We start from the raw sequence: 19,296 nt of genomic DNA, 5'->3' as shown, positions 1-19,296 counted from the left end.
AATGAAAATCGCCGTACTATCTACCAACCCAGAGCTTTACTCAACAAGGAGACTGGTAGAGGCAATTAAACAAAAAGGCCATCAGGCTGTCGTGATCGATCATCTCAAATGTTTTGTTATGATCGAAGGCGGCAACCCTTCCATTATCTATAAGGGAAACCCTGTAGAAGAGCTCGACGCGATCATCCCGCGAATCGGCACCTCAGTCAATACCTTTGGTTGCGCCGTCGTTCGCCAGTTTGAGCTGATGAAGGTTTTCTCGACGGTCAAATCTCAGGCGATACTACGGTCTAGAGATAAGTTGCGCAGCATGCAGGTGTTAGCCAAAGCTGGTATTGATGTACCGAAAACGGTTTTTGCAAAGAATCCTTCACAGGTCAATGAATTGATCAAGCAGGTAGGAGGACCACCCGTCATTATCAAACTGCTGGAAGGTACCCAAGGGGTCGGCGTTGTCTTGGCGGAAAGCACAAAGGCGGCCAAATCCACCATCGAGGCCTTTTATGGTTTGAAGGCAAACTTTCTTATTCAGGAATTTATTGCCGAGTCCAAAGGGGCCGACATCCGTGCACTGGTAATTGGCAACAGAGTAGTAGCAGCCATGAAACGCCAGGGGCATGAAGGCGACTTCCGCTCCAATCTGCATCGGGGGGGTGAAGGCTTAGCCATTACACTAACGCCGGAAGAGGAAGAGGCCGCTGTCTCCGCTGCTCGAGCTTTAGGCATCAAAATAGCGGGGGTAGACCTATTACAATCGGCTAGAGGCCCTCTGGTAATGGAAGTCAATTCTTCTCCCGGATTAAAAGGAATTGAAACCATATCGAACATCGATGTGGCTTCATTAATTATTGAGTACATAGAAGATAAAATTATTACCGACGAAGGTGATACCGTTGGAGTATAAAGTTGGATTAAAATCATGAAGGATATTAAAATCGGAACTAGGGGGAGCAAACTGGCCCTTTGGCAAGCCTATTATATACAAGACCGCCTGCAGGAAAACGGAATTACTTCCGAAATTATAGTGATAGAAACCAAGGGAGATAAAATCCTGGACCGGTCGCTATCGAAAATTGGGAGTAAGGGGGTCTTTACAGAAGAACTGGAAGAAAAGTTGCTTAGTGGAGAAATTGACATAGCAGTTCACAGTGCTAAAGATTTGCAATCTTCCTTAGGCGACAAGTTCGAAATTATAGCTTTTACGCCTCGAGAAACGACCAATGATGTGCTGGTCAGCCACGATAAAACGCTTTCAATGAAATCGGGAAAAGACTTTGTGATCGGAACCTCTTCTACCCGAAGAATAGCAACACTCAAGAGCCTTTACCCACATATTAAAACCGTGGACATGCGGGGTAATTTGCAGACTCGACTTAAGAAGATGGAAGACGGACATTGTGATGCCCTTTTGCTGGCGTATGCCGGGGTTCACCGTATGGAATACGATGATAAGATAGCCGAGCTCTTGCCCTTAGACGAATTCACACCGGCTGTAGGCCAGGGAACGGTGGCCGTAGAATGTGCTAAATCCTTGGATGCAGAGCGAAAGGACAAAATTCGCCAGGCCACTAATGATCCCTTCACCGAGATATGCCTCAAAACAGAGCGAGCCTTTCTGAAGAAGCTCGAAGGGGGCTGCAGCATTCCCGTATTCGGTCTGGCTACCTTAGTGGATGAACAGATTTGGTTCAGAGGAGGTATTATCAATCTGGATGGCACCAAGGTAATACGCAAAGAGACTCGGGGTGCAATGGACCAGGCAGAAGCCTTAGGCTTTGCCTTGGCCGTAGAGTTACTGGAAGCAGGAGCCAAAGAAATATTGGCGGAAATAAAAGGCCAGCTTTAGTTGACTATAGCAGCAGATTTTGGAATGGTATAGAACAAAAAAATGTCCCGAGTTTAGGTTCGGGACATTTTTTTTGTTCTAATAAATTAATTGGTTTTCGTAGCCCCATTGCTCGGGCTGGCCGGAGTGGTCGACACCGCTGGTCGCACTGTAGGCGTAGTGGTAGTGGGAGCAGGGCTTGCCGAAGCGCCCATATCGCTACCACCATCCTTTTGGTCATCGTTATTGATTCCCCTTCTTCTCTTGGTTTTTTGCTCTACGAAATTCATCTTACCCAACCGATACGAGAAATTTACCCGAATACCTCGGTTGTAAAGATAATTATTATTGGTCTGGGTAAAGGTCGAAGTTTCTACACTGGACTTCATATTGAAACGAGGCGCAAGGAAGTTTTCCATAGCAAGCCCTATGCTTCCACGCTTATTGGCGAAGTCTTTCTTGATACCCAGATCATACATACGGAACCCTGTTTCATACCCTTGAAGCTGTACATCCCTTCCTCTTGCAAAGGCTCCAGCCTGAATACCCCACCCTTGGTTGAAAGAGTAGCTAGCCCGCATACGCCCACTGGTTACAAAGCCAGAATTTGAAGATGCCAGGGCAGGGTCAGGACTATTATTGGACAGGTCTGAGTAGTAGGTGTCAAAACCGCCGCTAATCTGTAGTTTTTTGAAGAAGGTTACATTACCAAATACATTCACTCCATAGTTCTTCTTATTTCCGATGTTTCCATAAGTAGAGGTCACAACGCCCTCAGGACTCGTCGTACGGATTTTTTCTATAGAGTTATTGGTAAAACGTGCGAAGGTAGACACATTAATATACATCGAGTTCTTAAAAAAGCTCGTACTTAGTTCCAACTGATCGGTCAATTCTGGATCTAGCTCCGGATTACCCACACTGATATTATTTGGATTGGAAGTATTAACGTTAGGATTCAGGTATTGAATCCCTGGACGTTGCAAGCGACGGTTATAACCCAATTTTATCGTTTGACCTTTTCCGATGGTTTGTGATAAATTAATGCTCGGTACTAGATTGGAATAGGCAGGGATCTTAAGATCGCCTATTTCACCTTGGCTGGCATTGATTCCCGTGTACTCGTATCGCGCCCCTGCCTTAAGAGAAAATTTACTTTTTGTGCTTAAGGTATAAGAAAGATAACCGGCGGCAACATTTTGGTCATAATTAAGATTGCTCGGTGACTGAGGAGTGCTAATGGTATTATAATAATCATAATCACTCACTACCTGACGGAAGATCCCCTTTCCTCCTACCTCAATCATTTGGTTGGTTTTAATAGGCGTCTGATAATCCACCTGAACCGTACTCTCTTGGTTAAAGCTTGCATTATTATTTCCTTCGGAGCCTAACAATTCCTTTAGCTGCGTATTATTCAAGGAGAAAATATTAGCGTCATAATCATTGGTACGGTTGTTGCGGCTGTACTGCGTTGAGATACTGAACTCCTGCTGCGGCTTTGAAAGTGTTTTGTAATAGTCCACATTAACATCCCAGGTACCCGACAGATCTTTCACATCTACATCTCTGTAGCTGGTAGTAGTACTAGCTCCCTGCCGATTCAGGGTGGTCAGTTCCTGCATATTCTTAAAATTTCTCATTCCATAGCGAACGTTGGCAGCAAGCGACGACTTAGAATCCAGGTCATAGTCCCAACCAAGGTTGTAGGACCCAAAAGACATTTTGTTGTCCGTATTGCTGGTCTGAACGATAGAAAAGTCTGAAGTCTTACCTATTTGGGTATTCTCTGACTTACCAGGCATATTATAGTTGAAACGACCAAAACCTCCTAGGCTAAAGCCCATATTGCCAGAACGATAATTTCCGCGTAAACCTACATTGGCGCCCCGGTTACCCACCCCTGTATTGAAGTCCAGGGTTCCTCCTTGAATACGGCTCTTTTTAGTGACAATATTGATAATCCCTGCCGAACCTTCTGCATCATAGCGTGCTGAGGGCGAGGTTATTACTTCTACTGACTTGATCATGTCGGCTGGAATTTGCTTCAGAGCATCTGCCACACTAGTAGCAATAATGGTCGATGGTTTGTTATTGATCAATACCCTTACGTTCGAACTCCCCCGTAACGATACATTACCATCGAGATCTACAGTCAGCATGGGCACTTTTTTCATGATATCGGTAGCATCACCGCCTTTACTCGTAATATCCTTTTCAGCGTTGTATACCAGTCGATCGACTTTCTCTTCGATCATCTGAGCCATGCCCACTACTTCCACCTCTTTCAGTTGTACTACGTCGGGAGCCATAATGATGGTACCCAGATCCAGGTCGGTTTTACGATCTATCTTAACATTATTAATGGTTTTATTTTTATAACCGATAAAGGAAATCAATATTTTGAATTCTCCGCTGGCGACCTTAGACATGGAGAACTCCCCTTTTTCGTCGGTAGTAGTACCGTCAATTGGGCGGTTGGTTTTGATATCGATCAGAGAAAGGGCTGCAAACTCCACCGGACTATTGCTTAATGAGTCTTTTAAGACCCCTTTAATCTTTCCATTTCCTTTGGGTGCATCTTCTGCTGTTCCAGGTATAACGGCTTCCCGACTTCTCAGGCGGCTATCGCCCCCACTGTTTCCGCCTCGCCCACCACCGGGTGGCTGGGCCATCACACTGAAACAGGTTAATAACATAAATAGAATTACGGCTAATAGTCTCGATATTTTCATAATCTCTTTGATAAAGGATTCAACTTACAATTTCAAAGTAAAGACATTAATTATTCATTTTTTTTAATAATAGATATAGCTGTAGTAGCGATAGATCAATTGGGCAAATTCACCGACGAAGCCCTCGGCGCTTGACTTCGTTTCTCGCTTATTTCAAACTTGCCTGGTAATAGATAAAAAGCTACAAGCGGTCGATTTACAACCAATTCTGATCGATTTCTGACTATTTCTTGATAAATAAGCGTTATGATTGTAGTATTATAGCCCTCTATTGGGCCCATACCAATCAGAATACCATGAACGCAACAACGGCCTCAAAAAAATACCCTCCCATACTCTTACACATACTGGGATGGAGCTTCCTGGCCTTTTTAATGACCTGGCAGCCGTTGAGCTGGCAGGTGGAACTTCCCTATACATTCTGGGCTAAAGCATGTGTTCAGTTTTTCTTGCTGATAGCCTTATTTTACTTAAATTATTATCTTCTGTACCCCCGCTTTCTTGCCAAGAACAAGATCCTTCCCTTCATATTATTGAACATACTGGCCGTATTTATCTTAGCGGCGTCCATGGAGCAGGTAAAAGACTTGCTTAAGCATGGGGAGTATATGGAAAAGGCCTTCAAGGCGGCTAGCCAAACTCCAGGCCCTCGAAAGCCTAAGGAGAAAATTGATTACTTCGCCCTGCTAACTGCCTTGATCATTATTGGGGTAAGTACCAGCATAGCAGCCGTACGCAATGCCCAGCTCGACCGGGAATTCAGACAAGAACTGGAGCAACAAAAAATAAATTCAGAGCTAAGCTTCCTAAAGGCACAGATTAATCCGCACTTCTTTTTCAATACCCTTAATAATATTTATGCGCTTACAATTATCGATGTAGAGGCTGCTCAACAGGCCCTTCACAAGCTTTCAAGACTGATGCGTTATGTGCTTTACGATACCCAGCGTGAAACGGTAAGACTCAGTCAAGAAATTGCCTTCGCTCAGGATTATATCCAGCTTATGCAGCTGCGTCTTACCGATAAGGTGCGGGTTACGTTACTTCCCCCTAGCCCATTAGTGGATATCGATATCGCTCCTATGTTATTTTTACCCTTTATCGAAAATGCCTTTAAGCATGGGGTAAGTGCGACAGACCCTAGTGAAATTAACATAACCATTAGCCAAGACCAACAACACTTGCATGTGGAGGTTATCAATACTTTATTTGTAAAAAAGTCTAGCTCTATCGATCAAAGTAATGGTATTGGGCTGGTCAACACCCAACGACGACTGGACTTGCTCTATCCGGGAAAGTATCAGCTGGAAGTAAAGGAAGATCTTGCCAACAGAGCTTATGAAGTAAGGCTAGACCTAGAAACTGTATGAACCGAGTTACCTGTATAGCCGTCGACGACGAACCCCTGGCCTTGGGCCTTGTCAGCTCTTTTGTAGATAAAACACCCTTTCTTGAACTGAAGGGCCGCTTCAGTAGTGCCGTGGAAGCCTTGGAGGCCATTCATAGTCTGGATATAGATTTGATTTTTCTGGATATCCAAATGCCTGACCTTACAGGAATAGAACTGGCAAGGGTCATTGATAAAACAGAGGGAAGAACCCCGAAGATCATCTTCACCACCGCTTTCAATCATTTCGCTTTAGAGGGATATAAAGTCGATGCACTGGACTACCTTTTAAAACCTTTTAATTACGAGGAGTTTCTAAGGGCAGCTACCAAGGCCCAGACCTATATGGAGCTGGTTCATAAGGCCGCACAACCTATGGTTACCTCTGAACAGCGTGAAGATTTCTTATTTTTGAAAGTAGAATATCAAATGTACCGGGTTCTATACAATGATATTTTATATATGGAAGGACTCAAAGATTACGTGAAGGTACATCTAAAGCACGATCCTAAGCCCTTGCTATCACTCATTAGTCTTAAAGCTTTGGAGGACAAGCTTCCGGCAAACAAGTTTATGAGGGTGCATCGCTCTTACATCGTCAATCTGGATCAGATTAGTGCCATCTCTAAGAACAGCATTCAGATTGAAGGTCAACAGATTCCGGTTAGCGATCAATATAAACCTGCCTTCAACCAGTTTTTGAGCAAATGGCTCTAACCAATTCGAAAGGAATATGGTAAAAAAATGGAAACTGACTTTGTCCGTTCTGATCAACATTCTATTGCTGGCAGCCATCTTTGGCTTAGGCTTTGTTTATCGTGACAAGCTTTATCAGCGTTATGTTCAGGTTCAAGGAGAATATACCATTATAATGTATGGAAACTCCATTACGGCACAAGGAAAATGGGTGGAACTACTCGGACGTACCGACGTACTGAACGCTGCCCTTCCAGGCCAGGCAACTTACCACTTCTTAGAATCCTTGGAGCGACAAGTCATTTCTAAAAAGCCCAAGATATGTTTTATCATGGGAGGCATAAACGATATTACGATTGGAGTTTCTCAAAAGAATATCCAGCGTCATTATACCGCTATTCTCGAGCGGCTGCTGGCAGAAGGAATAGTACCCGTAGTTTCGCTTACGCTTTACGAACAGGATAATGCTTACAGCAGAGCTCAGGTAGATCTTCTGAATGGATTCTTGGTGCAGTACTGTGAAAAACATAGTATCCGTTATCTGAATCCAAACCAATATCTATCGGACTCCCGGGGCCTGCTGGCGCGCTATGCGGTAGACCAAACCCACCTAAATGAAGCCGCTTACAAACTATGGGGCGCAGAGATAAACCGGGTACTCCAAGAATTGGCAATTTAGACCGAAAAAAAGCCGGTCCTCCTCAGGAAGACCGGCTTTTTTATTATATTATTCCTGAAAGGAAGACTAGGCATTCACCTGGTTCATAACCTCGGTTTGCTTACGGATCGACTCCATATGTACAAGCTTGAAAAGCTCGTCCACTAGGTTAGGATATAAGTTAAGGCTTTTACCCCAGCCAGCACGCGTTTCCAATACTTCGCGGAAGCGGTCTACCTGATAAGCGGCAACATTATTATCACGCTTGTACTCCGCCAGTTTTTCAACCAAGGACATACGAGCAGCAAGATTTTCCAGTAATTCGCGATCAAGGTTATCTATTTTGCCACGAACAACTTCCAATTGCGTTTGGTAGTCGCTACCATAAGATTCTTTTCTTACGTGAAGCTCATGAAGCATTTCGCCAAGGGCGGCTGGTGTCAACTGCTGAGCAGCATCCGACCATGCTTTCTCTGGCTCGCGGTGCGATTCAATGATCAAACCGTCGTAGTTCAAATCTAATGCACGCTGTGCAATTTCAAAAAGATAGGCACGCTTACCTGCCATATGGCTAGGATCGCCTATTACAGGTAGCTCAGGGAACAAAGTTTTCAACTCAATGGCGATATTCCACATCGGAGAGTTTCTGAACTTAGTCTCTTGTGCATTGGAGAACCCACGGTGGATCGCCCCCAGTTTCTTCACGCCAGCTTGATTAAGACGCTCTAAGGCTCCTACCCATAATTGAAGATCTGGATTTACAGGGTTTTTCACCAAGACAGGTACGTCAACTCCTTTCAGAGCATCGGCAAGTTCTTGCACATTAAAAGGGTTGACGGTAGTACGTGCGCCCACCCAAAGGATGTCTACACCATACTTCAGGGCAAGTTCAATATGCTGCGGATTAGCCACCTCTACGGCTACAGGCATGCCAGTTTCTTTCTTCACTTGCTGTAACCAAGGCAATGCTGCCTCACCCATGCCCTCAAAGCTACCCGGACGTGTACGTGGTTTCCATACACCGGCACGGATTACGTGCGCAAATCCTTCCTTCTTGATCTGGCTTGCGGTTTCTAACATTTGTTCCTCGGTCTCTGCACTGCAAGGCCCGGCAATCACCAAGGGCTTACCCTCGGTATTAATCCAACTGCTTAGCGGTAGGATGTCTAAAGAAGCATTCATATTCAAAAACTTGTCCTTAGGATAAATAGAAAATTGTAATTATTCGATTCTACATTATGCACATTTCGGAGATTGGTGTACATTTGAAGCCACAAATCATCTCACATCCGAATATGCATCAAAACTTTACTCTGCTCAGTTCATGGAACTTGGATTTAGTCATTTTTAAATATAGTATTTAAAAGATGGATCATCCTGCTCAAAAAAATCATCCCCCCGTATCCTTCGAAGACATTTCGGTTGCATTCTCCTCAAAATCAGACGGTCAGCTTCGTAAAACCTATTGGCTGTTCAAAGTCATGAACCAGAGTAGAGCGGTAAATTTAGGCACTTTTTTTCTAAAGCTTGCACTAAAACTTCACTTACCGATAAAAAATCTTATTCGTAGCACCATTTTTGAACAATTCTGTGGTGGTGAGACCATTAGCCAATGCGACTCCACGATAGCCCGCTTGGGGCAGGCTGGCATTGGCACCATATTAGACTATTCGGTAGAGGGAGAAGAAACCGAGGAGAGCTTCGCCCACACCATGGATGAACTGTTAAAATCCATTGACAAGGCCGCCGATAATGCCCATATCCCCTTTTGTGTCTTTAAAATAAGTGGGATTGCCTCTTCGGACTTATTAGAGAAAGTACAGCGCGCTCAGACCCTGAGCCAGGAAGAGGAAGAAGCATTTGCCAGGGTGAAGCAGCGGGTAGAAACCCTGTGCCAAAGTGCATTCCAGAAAGATGTCCGCCTGTTTGTCGATGCTGAGGAAAGTTGGATTCAGGACATAATCGATCTGCTGGCTTATGAGATGATGGAAAAATACAATCAAGAAAAAGCCATCATTTTTAATACTTACCAGCTTTACCGCCATGAGACATTCGAAGCTCTGAAAGCCGCCTATCTCAAGGCCAGGGAGAAAGGTTATCATATTGGTGCTAAGCTCGTAAGAGGTGCGTATATGGAAAAAGAACGGCTTAGAGCCAGAGAAAACAACTATTCTAGCCCTATCCACACCAGCAAGGAGGCCGTTGACCAAGATTATAATGCGGCTATAGACTTTTGTTTAGAACATTTGCAATTCATTGCCATATGCCTTGGAACGCATAATGAATATAGTAGCCAATACTGTGCTTGCAGAATGCAGCGGATAGGCCTTGCCAATGACGACCCTCGCATCTGGTTTGCGCAATTGTTGGGAATGAGCGATAACATTAGCTTCAACCTGGCCAAGGCCGGTTATAATACAGCCAAATATGTGCCTTATGGCCCGATTGCCTCTGTTATGCCCTACCTCATCAGGCGAGCACAAGAAAATACCGCCATGTCCGGACAAAGCAGTAGAGAGTACAAGTTGATAAAAAATGAATTGGACAGAAGAGGAATCGGTAGTTTGTAATGAATCTTCCTTAATTTAGCATCCTAATCAAAAGATTCCAGGTCGTTACCCGAATGAAGCATTATAAGAATCCTACGCCATATTTACTGTTTAGTCTGTTATTAATCCTTATCGATCAGGCATCCAAGATGCTGGTGCATCAGTATATGGAGCCAGGCTTCTCTGGACAAATCCCATTGATAGGAGACTGGTTAAAATTGCATTATGTCCTAAACCCGGGTATGGCCTTCGGTATGCAGCTAGGACATGAATATGGCAAGTTATTTCTCACGCTATTCCGTCTTTTGGCTATGGTAGGTATTGGCTGGTATTTGATCCATCTGGCCCGCACAGGAGCACCAAAGTCTTTGCTCTGGGCTTTATCATTGATCCTGGCTGGTGCGGTAGGAAACGTCATCGATAGCACTTTCTACGGCGTATTATTAGGCAATGCCCCCTATGGCTCTCCTACTCCATGGTTTCATGGACAGGTAATAGACATGATATTTGTTGATTTCTGGGAAGGGTTTATTCCCGACTGGGTGCCCATCTGGGGAGGGCAATATTATTCTACCCCCATATTCAATATTGCAGATTCCTGTATTTTCATTGGCGTTTGCAGCGTCCTTATATTTCAGAATCAGATGCAACCGCAGCAGGAGCCTTCCTCTACCCTATCAGATCAGGACAATCCAGAGGAAGTGTCCACACAACTGACAGAAACAGATGTTAGCGGGGAAGGCCCTAGTACCGATATCAGGACGCCGGATCTGGAAGGCCATACAGATATCAACAAAGAGGAGGACAACCCCTCAAAACAAACGCCCAGTCAAGGATAAACCTGCCTGGGCGTTTGCCTGTATTCTAATTATAAAACTATTGGTTTTCGAGATCTAAGGGCAAGAAGTCCTTGAAGGTACGCTTAATAGCCGCATCGGTGGCTTCCTTTTTGTTTTCCCAATTGGCGTCCAGCTCTAAGGCTACCAAACCACTAAGATTCATCAAGGCCTTAAATTCGTCTAGTTTCTTGATAAAATCGTTCTGACGTCGAGCCGACTTCTGTGCATATTCCCGAGCAAAAACATCTCCTTTATTCTGGAGTTCATTTTTCTTTTGCATCACATAGTTAAACCGATCCAAAAGCCCATTGACAGACTTACCAATCACCTCTGTGGCTTCCAAAGTACCTACCGTGGCAACGGTGGTGCCTCCAATGGTGGTAATATAACTTCTTAAGTTAGGATCAGACTTGGCAATTACGGAAGACAAACCGGTGGTAACACCCAGTGAAGCATTCAATAAGGAACGGCTCTTCTTCCCTTTCTTCGCCTTAGCATACGCACGCTTTAATTCCCCTTCCCGTTCTTTCATTTGCTCCAAAAGACCCCAGGCATTTACCAGCGCTCCCTTATATAGATTGAACAAGTAGGTATCCCGAACACTTTCATCTACCGTATTTTTGATCACGAAATGAATCGTCCGCTCGCGTTTATTATGAGCCTTGTCCATCACATAAAATACCACATCGAAAGCCAGGGTATCGAAGGGGTCATTAACAAAATCGTAGCCAGGCTCCCAGATAAACTCATAGCTGGTGGCCGTATTTTTCACCAAGGCTGATGCGGGTACCCGTTTATTTTCCGATATAAAATTAAAGGTTGAAATATCATCCTCTCCATTCGGGTCCGACAGGCTGAATCGAAGGTTAATCCGGTTATTCTCCAGACTTTTCACAACGGTAGTCTGAGGAATGATGGTAAAGTCAGGGGCGAGGTCCATTTGCGTTATTTCCAGCCTGAGCTTCCCTTTAGTCCGTTCTTTGGCAGGTTGATCTTCCACATAAAACTCCATATATCTAGGGGCTTCCCTGAGGATATTGAACTGTTTGATAGAGGGCTCCCAAATGACTTCTCCACTCGCCGTCAGGCGCATCCCTTCAGGCATTCCTCCGTCCAAAATTGGTATAAATACGACCGGGTCTCCATCCGGATCCCGAACAGAATTCATATCGATCTGATAAGTATTCTGTGTTTTATACTGTACATAAAAAGGTTTGAGCTCATCGACAACTGGCGGGCGGTTAACATGGACCACCTTAAAAAGAACCTCTTTGGCCACCGACTCTCCGAGACTAGACTGGGCTTCGAAAACAACGGAGACGGTTTTAACCGTATTAATCCGATCGGCTACTTCGAAGCCAGGAGTCCATACAAAATGTCCTAAAGAATCGAAATACATCTCCTTCCTTAGCCCACTCGTAATACTATATTGAAGGCTGTCGCCTTTCTGGCCTCTTGCCTGAAGATGAAAGTTAATTTCCTTCCCTTCTTCAACTACATTCCAATCGGCATCGTTAGGAAAAACCAGTTGAAAAGGTTGCCCCGTCTGCTCCTGAGCAGTGGCTACCGTACTCGCTAAAGCCAATAAAACGAATAGAAATATTCTAAAAACATTTGTGAAAACCATAGGGCAAGAATATGAATAATTTTATGAAGCAGTCACTAATTTAATGTTAACGCAAATTTCGTAAATACCGTACAATGGACAAGCGATAATAGAATCAAATTCCAATTACAGATTCGAACTCCTACTACTGCTACCGCTTTTTGTACTATTTCCACATTACCTTAACACAGCCCAATCTGGTAAAATTCCTGAGGTTGGTAAAACATAAAAACCGGGGAACGGCCATTTTCAGACTATTCCCCGGTATAGGTCCCGCAACAGCGGGAGAATTATTTTTTCTTAGGTGCAGGTGCCGGCGTTGTAGTAGCAGGCTTAGCAGGTGCAGCAGCAGGAGTTACTTCTGCTTCTACTTTGTCAGGATCTACGCCCAACTTCTTCAAAATCAAATCCGTTGCATTATTTTCTTCTGATGCAGCAAACAGGATGATCGGGGTCGTACCCTGACCAGCGTCCATATTCAGGATATAAAGAAATCCATTTTCCTTACCTACGGCCTGAATTGCATCATTAACTTTTGTCAAAATTGGCTCCAAAAGTTGTTGTTGCTTATTCTGCAGAGATGTCTGAGCATTGTTCTGCATTTCCTGCACGCGGGTCTGAAGACTCTGCAATTCCTTTTCCTTGTCGGCACGAATCACATCAGTCATATTGGCCCCGTTCTTTTGGTAGGCCTCATACTTGTCTTGAAACTCTTTATAAGTTTCTCCTATTGCCTTATCGAGTTGCGCTTTAGTTACTTCCAGTTCATTTTGCATTTTTTTAGCTTCTGGCAACCTAGCGATCACGAAATCTACATTGGTATATCCGATCTTGGTAAGAGGCGTTTGAGCTACCAGCGATGTACTGAAGATGGTCATTACGACCATAAAAGCCATTAATTTTTGTTTCATTGCGTTGTTACTTATTTACGTTTATTGGTTGTACTTTTTTGTTTGGGGTTACTTTCTTCGGTTTTACTATTGTCTACTGCACTTTTAATGTCTGTCGTATTTTTGGCGGCTACCCCTTCATTTTTTTCATTGAGGCCAAGCTCTTCGATTATATAATCGGAATAGTCGTGACGGGGGTTGGTATAAAGCATGCCCATGTCACTTGACTTATCGAACATAAAATCGATTCTCCGTTGGCTACAGACTTTATTGACTGCCCTTTGTACTCGTTCCAGAACGGGTTTCATCAATTCCTTTTTCTTCTGGAACATCAATCCATCCATTCCAAAAATCTTACTGTTGTATTCCCTGGCTTCAATCTCCTTACTTTGAATTTCTGCCTGACGCTTGCGCTTCAAATCTTCCGTGAGCAGCACTTCCTCTGCCATATATGCACGCTGAAGCCGATCTACTTCACCGAATTTATCCTGTATTTCCTTAGCCCATTTTTCCGAAAATTTTTTCATTTCCGCTTGGGCCATCTGATATTCAGGCATTTTGCTGGTAATATACTCCATATCGGTATACCCGATTTTCTGGGCTACGACAGTTGAAGTCGATATTACAGACAAAACTAGTAAAATAAAAATCTTCTTCATGCCAAGATCATAATAAAATGCAACCAACTAACGAAATCGTTGAGTTTATATTATCTGATTTGCTGTCCAATGGTAAAATGGAACTGAGCTCCAGAACGTTTGGATTGGCCGTCCAGAGGATCAAATCCGTAGCCCCAGTCTATACCCAGAAGGCCGAATGCTGGCATAAAGATTCTGGCGCCGACTCCGGCCGACCTTTTCAAGTCGAATGGATTAAATTTCTGGTAGGATCCCCAGTTATTTCCTCCCTCGGCAAAGCCCAATATAAATATAGTTGCCTGGGGATTGAGCGAAACAGGATAGCGCAATTCCATGACGTACTTATTATAAACGATACCTCCCCCATCGGCAGGCCGATTGTTGACAATAGGTCCTACCAACTGATCTTGGTACCCCCTTAGGCCAATAATATCCTGATCGGCAAGTGAGAACGCCCCCTGCCCTGCTAATCCGGATCCTCCCAGAACGAATCGGCCAAAAGGACTAAAGCCCGCTTTGTCACCATAGCGCCCAAGATACCCCATATGGGTTCGGGCCGAAAGAACCAATTTTCCCGTGATGGTAGCGTAATAACTCGCATCAAACATATACTTATGGTATTCTACCCAACGATATCGTTCAGCATTATCGCTGTAATCTGTTTTCCTGAATGCCGAATAGGGCGGTGTCAGGGTCGCACTGAGCGAGATATTGCTACCAGATCTAGGAAACTGCAAGTCGCTCAGTGTGTTTCTTGAGATCGTGGTATTAAAGGCAATATTATTAGAAACTCCTGTATTATAATTACCGCCAAAGATATTAATGGAATCGAGACGATAGCGGTTATAAGAAAGGGAGTGCGTCAATACAAGGTTACGATCAGGCTCGCGAAGGCGACGCCCCAATGAAACGGTCACCCCATTATTGAAATACCCACCCCGATATTTGATACCTCCGGAAGAACCTCCCGTACCATAGCCATACAGTGAGTTATAATCAGTTTGGCGATACACCGTTCTTTGGAGTGACACACCGAAGTTGATGGGTTTCTTTCCTCCTAGCCAAGGCTCACTAAAGCCCAGTGAATAAGTCTGATACTGCTTACCATTGGCTTGAAAGCGGACAGAAAGTTTCTGACCATCTCCGGAAGGCAGAGGTTTCCAGGTCTCTCTGTTGGGAATATTTTTGATCGAAAAGTTATTAAATACCAATCCAAGGGTACCCACAAAACCTATATAACCTCCCCAACCACCAGACAGCTCAATCTGATCCGAAGGTTTTTCCTCAACTGTATATTCAATATCTACAGTACCATCCGCCTGATTGGGTATGGGTTGGATCTGAATTTTCTCTGGATCAAAATATCCCATTTGGGACAATTGTCGCTGGGTATTGATAATTTCCGTTTTGCTGAATTTCTGGCCCGGAAGGGTAAAGAGCTCACGAAGGACTACCCGGTCACTCGTCTTTGTATTACCATTCAGTAATATCCGGTTGATAGTAGCTTGTTTTCCTTCGAACATACGAAGCTCCATATCAATAGAATCTCCCTGAACGGCTTTTTCTACGGGGTCAATTCGGAAATAAAGATATCCGTCATCCATGTAGATTGAACTCACATCTGCTCCTGGAATGCCATTGATTTTCTTATCCAACTCTTCAGGGTTATAAACATCCCCTTTCTTGATGCCTAAGCGCTCGCTCAAATATTTGGAGGTGTATAAGTAATTACCTGTCCAGCTAATATCCCGGTAGTAATACTTCTTACCTTCATCAATTTTCATATTAATGCTTATCGTCTCTCCGTTATTGGTAACCGAATCGAAATCGATGGTGGCATCCCGGTATCCATTTTTGCGATAATAGGCTATTAACTTTTCCTTGTCTTCGTCGAATTTTTTAGGAATGTATTTGGAAGGGTTAAAGAGGCGGCCAAACATCTTTTCTTTGGTTCCTTTCAACTTCCTTTTCAAGGTACGGTCACTGATCTCTTCATTGCCTTCTATGTTGATTTCCTCAATCTTCACCTTTTTGTTTTTAGTTACGGTGAAGTTAAGCGTAGCTTGCCCACGAGACGAATCTGGTATCTGTAACACCTTTACTTTGGTATTATAGTACCCCTTATCCATATAATATTTTTTAATAATGAGCTGGGTGTTTTTGATCACAGTTGGCGTTATCACCCGGCCCTTTATCAGTTTAACTTTATCATTAAGCGTCTCCCGCTCTCCTTTTCGTATGCCTGAAAAGGTAACACTATATAGCCTGGGGCGCTCTTTAATATGAATATTGAGCCAAATCTTTTCTCCATCTACTTTGGTGGCGAGTATTTCCACATCGTCGAGGGTACCAAAATCCATCATTTTCTTGATAGCACCTGTTACGGACGGTCCCGGAACCCTGATCTTATCCCCTGGCTTGAGGCCAGAAATAGAAACCATAGAGTTGGGATCCAAAAATTGAGTGCCAGATACGGTTACTTCGGCAATGGTATATTCCTTTGGGTTGGCAGGATCAATGCCCATATTAGCCAGAGGGGCAACAGGCTTTGGGCTGGCTCCTAAACCCACACGCTGAGCTTTGGAAACAACACTACATATTAACATGATCAATAACACGCCTCTTAAATGTGCTAATGGCTTCATCAAGTATTTCACTAGGTTCATATAATTCTACTTAGCACTGTTTTCTTTTATCTGATCGCCCGTTTTTCCAAATCTTCTTTCTCGTTTCTGGTAGGAAAGAATAGCTTCGAACAAATGTTCTCGGCGAAAATCTGGCCAATAAAGATCTTCATAAAAATATAATTCGGAGTAAGCGAGCTGCCAAAGCAGAAAGTTGCTGATGCGGTGATCTCCTCCGGTCCTTAACATCAGGTCTACCGGAGGTCTTTCCTCCGTAGCCAGATAGGAATTAATCGTATGTTCGGTAATATCGGCAGGGTTCAACAAGCCATCTTTGGCCTCCTGAGCCATGCGTTTTGTAGCCTGTAATATGTCCCATTTCCCACTATATCCCAAAGCCAGAATGAGATTCAATCCCGTGTTATTTTCAGTCGTTTCACAAGCCTGCTTCAAAGTTTTCTGGCAGCCTGCTGGCAAACTGGCTATATCGCCAATAGTACTCAACTTCACATTATTCTTCATCATGGTAGGCAGTTCATTGCCGATGGACTGAACGAGTAGCTCCATCAGTGCACGAACTTCGTACTCGGGTCTCCCCCAGTTTTCGGTAGAAAAAGCATATAGTGTTAGATAAGAAACGCCTATTTCGACACTCCCCTCGGTCACCTCTCTCACCGCCTTGATAGCGTTTCTATGCCCAAAAATACGTGCTGCACCCTGGTTTTGCGCCCATCTGCCGTTGCCATCCATGATAACGGCTATATGTTTGGGCAGATTGCTCAACTCGATGAGTTCCTTCATTGTAACTGAACCCTTTTAACCTTTTTTAACAAAATGTAAAATCACGCCTTATGATTTTCCGTTTCAAAATAATTCAATGACCGAGATATGTTCTGAAGCAGCAGTAGGGCAGCCCGTTTTCCTATACGCAGTAAATGCTCAGTTTGTGATATTACCCGACAAATTTACCGCATTTAACGACCACATCCTATACAAGCTACTGATTCTCAACTTTATAAACCCCGATTCATTTTCCATAATTTGAACAAGGTCGCAATTTAGGAATAAGTAAGGGGTCTACAAAATCATTATTTCATTACCCAAATAGAAGTCCAGGAGATTAATTATCAACGAGATGCCAAATAGGGCTCCATATTGCGCATCGATTGGCTATTATAAATGTATTTTTTTACATTTCATAATCGGTAAATAGGCCTATCATTTATTTGGTTTTAGGAGCCGTTACCCCTATAAGATTCCACTATTTTTATAAATAAAAAAGAATCTACGCTCTACATTTTTAGTATTATTTGGCGATTTATTAGTTTTTTACTTTTAGAACTTTAATTCTAGTAAGTTTGTATTACAGAAGATCATAAAATTACTAACAGACTCAAAATCAACAATTTAACTAAATAGAATATGTCATACATTGAACCGGCTCCCATTAAGGACAAGGAGAACCCCTTGGAATCGATGATGCAACGCTTCGATAAAGCGGTGGAGCTACTCGGCATTACCGAAGAAATGTACCAAATATTGAAGGTTCCTCGTAAGCAGGTAATCGTAGGATTGCCTGTGACTATGGATTCGGGTGAGATCAAGACCTTTGAAGGATACCGGGTTATCCATTCCACAATATTAGGCCCCAGTAAAGGAGGAATCAGGTTTGACCCTGATGTTAATCTTGACGAAGTGCGGGCCCTGGCTGCCTGGATGACGTGGAAATGCGCAGTGGTAGACATTCCTTATGGCGGAGCCAAGGGAGGGGTAGCCTGCAACCCCCGCGAGATGTCGGCGGGGGAAATGGAGCGACTCATGCGCGCCTATACAACGGCCATGCTGGATGTCTTCGGGCCCGATCAGGATATTCCAGCACCCGATATGGGCACTGGCCCCCGCGAAATGGCCTGGCTAATGGACGAATACAGCAAGTCTAAGGGGATGACCATACAGGCCGTGGTGACTGGCAAACCCCTGGTACTCGGAGGCTCCTTAGGCCGCACCGAAGCTACAGGAAGAGGTGTGATGGTGTCGGCTCTGGCAGGCATGGAGAAGCTCCGTATTAACCCTTACCGGGCGACGGCTGTGGTCCAAGGATTTGGAAATGTGGGAAGCCATGCCGCCCGACTTCTTCGGGAACGAGGCGTGGCCATCCATGCCATTAGTGACATTTCAGGCGCCTATTATAACGACCAAGGCATCGATATCGATGCAGCCATCGCCTACAGGGATAGCAATAGAGGCTCCTTGGAGGGCTTTAGTGGTGCAGAAACTTTCAATCCCGACGAACTTTTCACCATTCCTGTCGACGTGCTCGTTCCTGCAGCAAAGGAGGATGTTATTACCAAAATCAATGCCGGGGCCATTAAGGCGCGCATGATTGTAGAGGGTGCTAACGGACCAACCTCCTCCAAAGCCGACGATATCATCCATGAAAAAGGGATTATGGTAGTACCCGATATTCTGGCCAATGCCGGTGGAGTTACCGTTTCTTACTTTGAATGGGTACAAAACCGGATAGGTTACAAATGGACCTTGGAAAGAGTGAATCGCCGGACCGATCGGATTATGAAAGATTCGTTCGACAAGGTTTACCAAACCTCCTTGAAATACAAAGTCTCCCTCCGGATCGCCGCCTATATAGTAGCCATCGAGAAGGTATCGAGCACCTATACCTACCGCGGCGGCTTCTAGAGCCCCGCTACGATCAACGAAACAGGAACCTCCGAAATACGGTTCCTGTTTTTTTTATATCCTGTTTTTCATGTCAAAAGGATATTATTAAAATGTTATGATATTCATTTATTATTCCTCCCTGCTTAACTTTATGGGATATTTATACCTTT

Annotated in this window: 16 protein-coding genes; 9 read left to right on the top strand and 7 right to left on the bottom strand. The window is 44.1% G+C overall.

Annotated elements, in window-relative coordinates; all coding sequences use genetic code 11:
* The first annotated feature begins 1 nt into the window (after position 1).
* Both rimK and hemC read left to right on the top strand, forming a co-directional pair.
* Entirely contained in the window at positions 2 to 904 is a 903-nt protein-coding gene (gene rimK / locus X939_RS0109645; RefSeq protein WP_025763051.1) for a 30S ribosomal protein S6--L-glutamate ligase, read from the top strand.
* A gap of 15 nt (positions 905 to 919) precedes the next feature.
* Entirely contained in the window at positions 920 to 1,846 is a 927-nt protein-coding gene (gene hemC, locus X939_RS0109640; protein ID WP_025763050.1) for a hydroxymethylbilane synthase, read from the top strand.
* A gap of 86 nt (positions 1,847 to 1,932) precedes the next feature.
* Here hemC and X939_RS0109635 read toward each other — a convergent pair whose 3' ends face one another.
* Positions 1,933 to 4,560 carry a TonB-dependent receptor gene (locus X939_RS0109635; RefSeq protein ID WP_084299400.1) on the bottom strand — a complete coding sequence of 876 codons (2,628 nt, stop codon included), beginning with the start codon at positions 4,558 to 4,560 and terminating at the stop codon, positions 1,933 to 1,935.
* Between the two features lie 296 nt (positions 4,561 to 4,856).
* Here X939_RS0109635 and X939_RS0109630 point away from each other — a divergent pair, with 296 nt between their 5' ends.
* The 3 genes from X939_RS0109630 to X939_RS0109620 are packed head-to-tail and all read left to right on the top strand — an operon-like array spanning position 4,857 to position 7,322.
* A complete protein-coding gene (locus tag X939_RS0109630) occupies positions 4,857 to 5,930 on the top strand; it encodes a sensor histidine kinase (protein ID WP_025763048.1) in 1,074 nt (357 codons plus the stop codon).
* Positions 5,927 to 6,664: a LytR/AlgR family response regulator transcription factor gene (locus X939_RS0109625; protein WP_025763047.1), complete on the top strand. Its 738-nt coding sequence runs from the start codon at positions 5,927 to 5,929 to the stop codon at positions 6,662 to 6,664. The genes X939_RS0109630 and X939_RS0109625 overlap by 4 nt, the downstream gene beginning before the upstream one ends.
* A gap of 16 nt (positions 6,665 to 6,680) precedes the next feature.
* On the top strand, positions 6,681 to 7,322 hold the full coding sequence (locus tag X939_RS0109620; protein ID WP_025763046.1) for an SGNH/GDSL hydrolase family protein: 642 nt from the start codon (positions 6,681 to 6,683) through the stop codon (positions 7,320 to 7,322).
* A gap of 66 nt (positions 7,323 to 7,388) precedes the next feature.
* Here X939_RS0109620 and X939_RS0109615 read toward each other — a convergent pair whose 3' ends face one another.
* Positions 7,389 to 8,483, bottom strand: coding sequence for a chorismate mutase (locus tag X939_RS0109615; RefSeq protein WP_025763045.1), 1,095 nt, complete (start codon positions 8,481 to 8,483; stop codon positions 7,389 to 7,391).
* A gap of 185 nt (positions 8,484 to 8,668) precedes the next feature.
* On the opposite strand from X939_RS0109615, the gene X939_RS0109610 reads away from it, so the two are divergent.
* A complete protein-coding gene (locus X939_RS0109610) occupies positions 8,669 to 9,871 on the top strand; it encodes a proline dehydrogenase family protein (RefSeq protein WP_025763044.1) in 1,203 nt (400 codons plus the stop codon).
* Between the two features lie 53 nt (positions 9,872 to 9,924).
* Positions 9,925 to 10,689 (top strand): lipoprotein signal peptidase, encoded by a 765-nt coding sequence (locus tag X939_RS22280; protein WP_025763043.1) that lies wholly within the window; start codon positions 9,925 to 9,927, stop codon positions 10,687 to 10,689.
* A gap of 37 nt (positions 10,690 to 10,726) precedes the next feature.
* On the opposite strand, the gene X939_RS0109600 is transcribed toward X939_RS22280, so the two are convergent.
* The 5 genes from X939_RS0109600 to uppS all read right to left on the bottom strand — a co-directional run bounded on the left by X939_RS0109600 (position 10,727) and on the right by uppS (position 17,248).
* Positions 10,727 to 12,316 carry a hypothetical protein gene (locus X939_RS0109600; protein ID WP_025763042.1) on the bottom strand — a complete coding sequence of 530 codons (1,590 nt, stop codon included), beginning with the start codon at positions 12,314 to 12,316 and terminating at the stop codon, positions 10,727 to 10,729.
* Between the two features lie 269 nt (positions 12,317 to 12,585).
* Complete coding sequence (locus tag X939_RS0109595) at positions 12,586 to 13,206, bottom strand: OmpH/Skp family outer membrane protein (protein WP_025763041.1); 621 nt, start codon at positions 13,204 to 13,206, stop codon at positions 12,586 to 12,588.
* An 11-nt stretch (positions 13,207 to 13,217) separates the two neighbouring features.
* Positions 13,218 to 13,844 carry an OmpH/Skp family outer membrane protein gene (locus X939_RS0109590; RefSeq protein WP_025763040.1) on the bottom strand — a complete coding sequence of 209 codons (627 nt, stop codon included), beginning with the start codon at positions 13,842 to 13,844 and terminating at the stop codon, positions 13,218 to 13,220.
* A gap of 50 nt (positions 13,845 to 13,894) precedes the next feature.
* The gene (gene bamA, locus X939_RS0109585; protein ID WP_025763039.1) at positions 13,895 to 16,489 is read right to left on the bottom strand and encodes an outer membrane protein assembly factor BamA; all 2,595 of its coding nucleotides are present in this window, start codon (positions 16,487 to 16,489) and stop codon (positions 13,895 to 13,897) included.
* A gap of 6 nt (positions 16,490 to 16,495) precedes the next feature.
* A complete protein-coding gene (gene uppS / locus X939_RS0109580) occupies positions 16,496 to 17,248 on the bottom strand; it encodes an undecaprenyl pyrophosphate synthase (RefSeq protein WP_025763038.1) in 753 nt (250 codons plus the stop codon).
* A gap of 76 nt (positions 17,249 to 17,324) precedes the next feature.
* Between uppS and X939_RS23620 the strand changes: the two genes are divergently transcribed.
* Together X939_RS23620 and X939_RS0109570 are read left to right on the top strand one after the other, a co-directional pair.
* Positions 17,325 to 17,492, top strand: a complete 168-nt coding sequence (locus X939_RS23620; protein ID WP_157493019.1) for a hypothetical protein — start codon at positions 17,325 to 17,327, stop codon at positions 17,490 to 17,492.
* Between the two features lie 377 nt (positions 17,493 to 17,869).
* Entirely contained in the window at positions 17,870 to 19,144 is a 1,275-nt protein-coding gene (locus X939_RS0109570) for a Glu/Leu/Phe/Val family dehydrogenase (RefSeq protein ID WP_025763037.1), read from the top strand.
* Positions 19,145 to 19,296 lie beyond the last annotated feature (152 nt).

Origin of the sequence: Dyadobacter tibetensis Y620-1, assembly GCF_000566685.1 — a bacterium.
Classification (GTDB): Bacteria; Bacteroidota; Bacteroidia; order Cytophagales; family Spirosomataceae; genus Dyadobacter; species Dyadobacter tibetensis.
The sequence above is the reverse complement of the archived record's forward strand: the minus strand, read 5'-3'. Positions and strand labels throughout refer to the sequence as shown.

Bases quoted from the DNA above. Each gene is read 5' to 3' on its own strand.
- rimK (WP_025763051.1), top strand. From the start codon at position 2: ATGAAAATCGCCGTACTATCTACCAACCCAGAGCTTTACTCAACAAGG.
- hemC (WP_025763050.1), top strand. From the start codon at position 920: ATGAAGGATATTAAAATCGGAACTAGGGGGAGCAAACTGGCCCTTTGG.
- X939_RS0109635 (WP_084299400.1), bottom strand. From the start codon at position 4,560: ATGAAAATATCGAGACTATTAGCCGTAATTCTATTTATGTTATTAACC.
- X939_RS0109630 (WP_025763048.1), top strand. From the start codon at position 4,857: ATGAACGCAACAACGGCCTCAAAAAAATACCCTCCCATACTCTTACAC.
- X939_RS0109625 (WP_025763047.1), top strand. From the start codon at position 5,927: ATGAACCGAGTTACCTGTATAGCCGTCGACGACGAACCCCTGGCCTTG.
- X939_RS0109620 (WP_025763046.1), top strand. From the start codon at position 6,681: ATGGTAAAAAAATGGAAACTGACTTTGTCCGTTCTGATCAACATTCTA.
- X939_RS0109615 (WP_025763045.1), bottom strand. From the start codon at position 8,483: ATGAATGCTTCTTTAGACATCCTACCGCTAAGCAGTTGGATTAATACC.
- X939_RS0109610 (WP_025763044.1), top strand. From the start codon at position 8,669: ATGGATCATCCTGCTCAAAAAAATCATCCCCCCGTATCCTTCGAAGAC.
- X939_RS22280 (WP_025763043.1), top strand. From the start codon at position 9,925: ATGAAGCATTATAAGAATCCTACGCCATATTTACTGTTTAGTCTGTTA.
- X939_RS0109600 (WP_025763042.1), bottom strand. From the start codon at position 12,316: ATGGTTTTCACAAATGTTTTTAGAATATTTCTATTCGTTTTATTGGCT.
- X939_RS0109595 (WP_025763041.1), bottom strand. From the start codon at position 13,206: ATGAAACAAAAATTAATGGCTTTTATGGTCGTAATGACCATCTTCAGT.
- X939_RS0109590 (WP_025763040.1), bottom strand. From the start codon at position 13,844: ATGAAGAAGATTTTTATTTTACTAGTTTTGTCTGTAATATCGACTTCA.
- bamA (WP_025763039.1), bottom strand. From the start codon at position 16,489: ATGAACCTAGTGAAATACTTGATGAAGCCATTAGCACATTTAAGAGGC.
- uppS (WP_025763038.1), bottom strand. From the start codon at position 17,248: ATGAAGGAACTCATCGAGTTGAGCAATCTGCCCAAACATATAGCCGTT.
- X939_RS23620 (WP_157493019.1), top strand. From the start codon at position 17,325: ATGACCGAGATATGTTCTGAAGCAGCAGTAGGGCAGCCCGTTTTCCTA.
- X939_RS0109570 (WP_025763037.1), top strand. From the start codon at position 17,870: ATGTCATACATTGAACCGGCTCCCATTAAGGACAAGGAGAACCCCTTG.